This is a genomic window from Actinomycetospora sp., from assembly GCF_036497585.1.
Classification (GTDB): domain Bacteria; phylum Actinomycetota; class Actinomycetes; order Mycobacteriales; family Pseudonocardiaceae; genus Actinomycetospora.
The window spans coordinates 1-3,784 of the sequence record NZ_DASXJD010000085.1; the positions used below are offsets into that span (position 1 = coordinate 1).

Annotated in this window: 6 protein-coding genes and 1 tRNA gene; 4 read left to right on the forward strand and 3 right to left on the reverse strand. The window is 74.5% G+C overall.

Annotation, left to right across the window (positions count from 1 at the left end; translation table 11 throughout):
* On the forward strand, nt 1–204 hold a 204-nt coding region (locus VGH76_RS07600; RefSeq protein WP_331556024.1), incomplete at its 5' end, for a hypothetical protein.
* Nucleotides 205–411: 207 nt separating this feature from the next.
* Here the strand turns inward: VGH76_RS07600 and VGH76_RS07605 are convergent.
* On the reverse strand, nt 412–1,485 hold the full coding sequence (locus VGH76_RS07605; RefSeq protein ID WP_331556025.1) for a YeiH family protein: 1,074 nt from the start codon (nt 1,483–1,485) through the stop codon (nt 412–414).
* A 95-nt stretch (nt 1,486–1,580) separates the two neighbouring features.
* On the opposite strand from VGH76_RS07605, the gene VGH76_RS07610 reads away from it, so the two are divergent.
* Together VGH76_RS07610 and VGH76_RS07615 are read left to right on the forward strand one after the other, a co-directional pair.
* Complete coding sequence (locus VGH76_RS07610; RefSeq protein ID WP_331556026.1) at nt 1,581–2,363, forward strand: GntR family transcriptional regulator; 783 nt, start codon at nt 1,581–1,583, stop codon at nt 2,361–2,363.
* Nucleotides 2,364–2,403: 40 nt separating this feature from the next.
* Complete coding sequence (locus VGH76_RS07615) at nt 2,404–2,829, forward strand: nuclear transport factor 2 family protein (RefSeq protein ID WP_331556027.1); 426 nt, start codon at nt 2,404–2,406, stop codon at nt 2,827–2,829.
* A gap of 51 nt (nt 2,830–2,880) precedes the next feature.
* Here VGH76_RS07615 and VGH76_RS07620 read toward each other — a convergent pair whose 3' ends face one another.
* Nucleotides 2,881–3,114, reverse strand: coding sequence for a hypothetical protein (locus VGH76_RS07620; RefSeq protein ID WP_331556028.1), 234 nt, complete (start codon nt 3,112–3,114; stop codon nt 2,881–2,883).
* A 111-nt stretch (nt 3,115–3,225) separates the two neighbouring features.
* Nucleotides 3,226–3,441, reverse strand: coding sequence for a hypothetical protein (locus VGH76_RS07625; RefSeq protein WP_331556029.1), 216 nt, complete (start codon nt 3,439–3,441; stop codon nt 3,226–3,228).
* A 209-nt stretch (nt 3,442–3,650) separates the two neighbouring features.
* Between VGH76_RS07625 and VGH76_RS07630 the strand changes: the two genes are divergently transcribed.
* Nucleotides 3,651–3,723: transfer RNA gene (locus VGH76_RS07630), tRNA-Arg, on the forward strand.
* Nucleotides 3,724–3,784: the final 61 nt, after the last annotated feature.

Genomic DNA, 3,784 nt, shown 5'->3' on the forward strand with positions numbered 1-3,784 from the left:
ACGTCGTCGAGCCACGTCCTCCGACCCGAGGGCCCGTTCTCGCTCGACCTCGCCCGCGGCGCCGTCATGCGCTGGGCCCCGGTCTCCCGCTTCTCCCGCGACGCCGCCCGCCCGCTCGTCCTCGCCGCGATCGCCGACGACTCGCCGCCGCCACCGCACCCCTCGCCCCCTACCGGACGTGGATCGCGTTCCTGCTCCGGATGAGCGCCGCGTGACCACCACCGACCACCACCGGGAGAACCCCGTGGACGACCCCCGCCCCACCCTGCTCCGCGCCGCCGACCAGATCGGCGGCCTCGTCTGCGGCAGAGCCGCGTGGCGCGGACATCCCGTTCGGGCCGGTCGTGCCGGTTCCCGACGACGCCGGGCCCTACGCGCGGCTGGTCGGGTGGCTCGGCCGCGACCCGGGCGTCACAGCGTCCCGCTGAGCGCCTGCAGGCCCAGGCTCGACGCCCCGACGAGCGCCCACAGGCACCCCCCGAGCAGGAGCGGGCGGACGCCGGCCCGGCGCAGGTCGCCGACCCGCATCGAGAGGCCGATCCCCGCGAGCGCCGTCGTGATGAGGAAGGTGCCGACGACGGTCAGGGCGGGGCGCCAGGAGGCCGGCACCACCCCGCCCGTCGTCAGCGCCGACGCCACGACGAACCCGACCAGGAAGAGCGGTACCAGCCGCGCCCACGGCAGCCCGCGGAACCCGCGGGGGGCGTCGTCGGGCCGGCCGCGACGGCGGGCCAGGACCACCGCCAGCGCCGTCACGATCGGGATGATCATCAGGCTGCGGGTGAGCTTGACGACCACCGAGTACGGCCCGGCGTCCCCGCCGTAGGCGTAGCCCGCGGCCACCACCGAGGAGGTGTCGTTGATCGCCGTCCCGGCCCACAGCCCGAAGGCGTGCGCGTCGAGCCCGAGCAGGTGCCCGAGCGGTGGGTAGGCGAGCACCGCGACGACGTTGAACGTGAAGATCGTGCCGATCGCGTAGGCGACGGTCGGCTCCCGCGCTCGCAGCACCGACTGCGCCGCCGCGATCGCCGAGGCGCCGCAGATGGCCGTGCCGACGCCGACCAGCAGCGTCGTGTCCCGCCCGACCCCCAGGACCCGGCCGAGTAGCCACGCCCCGCCGAGGGCGACCGCGAGCGTCCCGAGCATCACCGGGAACGACGACGACCCGACCGTCGCCACCTGGCGCAACGACAGCGTGGCGCCGAGCACGACGATCGAGGTCTGCAGCACTGGCTTGGCCGCAACCGCGAACCCGGGTCGGAACCGCTCGCCGGGGTGCAGCACGGCCGCGACCAGGACGCCGAGCACGATCCCGAACACCGGCCCGCCGACCAGCGGCACCTCGCGGCCGGCCACGGTCGCGACCCCCGCGACGGCGAGCGCCACCGCGAGGCCCGGCGCCCGGCCGCGGACGACACCGACACGGCGCCGGACGAGGCCCGACAGAACGAGCGGGTGCCGACCGAGGAGCGCTGGTGTGGCCACGACTCTCCCTGCTCGGTTGGAGCGCGCAAATGTCCGTACCTTTCCGTCCGGACATTAGAGGCGGCAGGATGTACGGTCAAGCGAGGAGGGGACGCATGGGGCCGAGGGCGCTGGAGCGGACGGGTGGCCGACCGCTGTGGGCACAGCTGCAGGACGACCTGCTGCGGCGCATCCGCGCGCACGACTTCGACGCGTCCTTCCCCGGCGAGCTTGCCCTGACCGAGGAGTACGCGGTCAGCCGCCACACCGTCCGTCAGGCGCTCGGTCAGCTGCGTGCGGACGGCGTCGTCGTCGCCGAGCGCGGCCGCCCGCCGCGCCTCGCCCGGGGTGGCCCGCCGCCCGCGATCGAGGCGCCGGTCGACGAGGTCTACAGCCTGTTCGCGTCGGTGGAGGAGTCGGGGCGCACACAGACGAGCACCGTCCGCCGGCTCGACCGGGTGGCCGACGGCGTTGTCGCGACCCGGCTCGGACTCGAGGAGTCCACCCCATTGCTCCTGCTCGAGCGGCTGCGCCTCGCCGACGACGAGCCGCTGGCGTGGGACCGCGTGTGGCTGCCGTGGGACGTGGCGGGGCCGCTGGTCGGGGTCGACCTCACCCGCACCGGGCTCTACGCCGAGCTCGCGACGCGCGCCGGGGTGCACGTCGACGGCGGGCGGGAGCGCATCCACGCCGACGTCGCCGACGCGGCGACGGCGCGCCTCCTCGACATCCCGACGGGGGCGCCCGTCTTCCGGATCGACCGCCTCGGCTCGTCGGGGGACCGTGCGGTGGAGTGGCGGCACACCACGGTCCGGGCGGACCGCTTCTGCCTGTCGGCGACGTTCGGGACGCGCGCGCCCACGCCGTGGTCGCTCGAGGCGGCACACCCCGCACACTGAGTCGACGCACACCGGGACGACGCCACGCCTGGAGGACCCGATGGACGACGCCGTGCTCGCCCCCGCCGCCGCGGACTCGCTCGCCCGCTGGCACGCGATGGTCGCGGCCGAGGACTTCTCCGGGCTCGCGGAGATCGTCCACCCCGACGCGGTGTTCCACTCCCCGGTCGCGCACATCCCGTACCACTCGCGCGACGCCGTCGTCCTCGCCGTCTCCACCGCGCTCGAGGTGTTCTCCGGCTTCACCTACCACCGGACGTTCACCGCGGCCGGCGGCCACGACGTGGTGCTCGAGTTCCGGGCGCGCGCGGGCGACCGCGACGTGCACGGCATCGACATGATCTCGTTCGACGACGACGGGCTGATCGTCACCTTCGAGGTCATGGTGCGTCCGGCGTCGGGCCTGCAGGCCCTGGCGAGGGAGATGGCCGAGCGCGTCGGGAAGCAGCTGTCGGACTACGCCTGACGACGGGTCAGCGGGCGGGCTCGATGTCGTCGAGCCACGAGGTCGGCGGGCTCAGCGGGTGCGCTGGTCGCGGTGGGCCGCGATGGCCGTCGCGAGCTCCGCGGCCCGCTGCCGCACCGCCCCGCCGTCCTCGCCGGCGACCATGTCGACGGTCCGACCCAGCACGCCGGCCAGCCGGGCGAGCTCGTCGATCGCCTCGGCGGAGGGCTCACCCTCCGTGGCGTCCTCCCGCGCTCGGGAGACCACCCGGCGTAGCGCGTCGGCCGCCTCTCGGGCGCTCGACACCTCGCACTTCTCTCCCGTCACGGTGATGGGCTACCCGTGTGCGGTGGCGGCACGCGCCGGGACTCCCCGCCTTGCCCGATGTCACAGGCGCGTGCCGGCCGACGAGCACGGTCACACCGCCGGGCTGACCGAGTGGTCCAGGAGGTCCTCTTCCGCCGTGTTCCGCCCGAGAACGATCAGCGCGGCCACGTGCAACGACACCCCGGCGCCGGCTGCCTGATCGGCCAGCGCGCGGACGCTGGCTTCGGCCGTGAGCCCGCGGCTCCGGCAGATGAGCACGTGGGCTCGGTGTATCTCTTCCTGGACCAGCAGATCCTCGTGACTCATCCCCGGCATGGGGCCCCCTGGAGACCGGGCGGTTCGCCCTCGGAGCGGCGTCGTCGGCGGGGGCCGGGCCAACGACAATAGCGTCGCAGGCCGGTACACCGACGTCCATCCCGCAGGCAAGAGGATGGGGCACTCCCGGATCGGGAGCTTCCGGAGGGCGACGGGGAGGTCGCCCGGTGGGGACGAACATGCAGCTAGGCTTCGTACGGGCCCCCGTAGCTCAGGGGATAGAGCACCGCTCTCCTAAAGCGGGTGCCGCAGGTTCGAATCCTGCCGGGGGCGCCCAAGCTGACCTGCGGTTTCTCCCTTCGCCACCACAGTCGCATGGTCGGGGAGGGTTCTG

Bases quoted from the DNA above. Each gene is read 5' to 3' on its own strand.
- VGH76_RS07615 (WP_331556027.1), top strand. From the start codon at position 2,404: ATGGACGACGCCGTGCTCGCCCCCGCCGCCGCGGACTCGCTCGCCCGC.
- VGH76_RS07625 (WP_331556029.1), bottom strand. From the start codon at position 3,441: ATGAGTCACGAGGATCTGCTGGTCCAGGAAGAGATACACCGAGCCCAC.
- VGH76_RS07610 (WP_331556026.1), top strand. From the start codon at position 1,581: ATGGGGCCGAGGGCGCTGGAGCGGACGGGTGGCCGACCGCTGTGGGCA.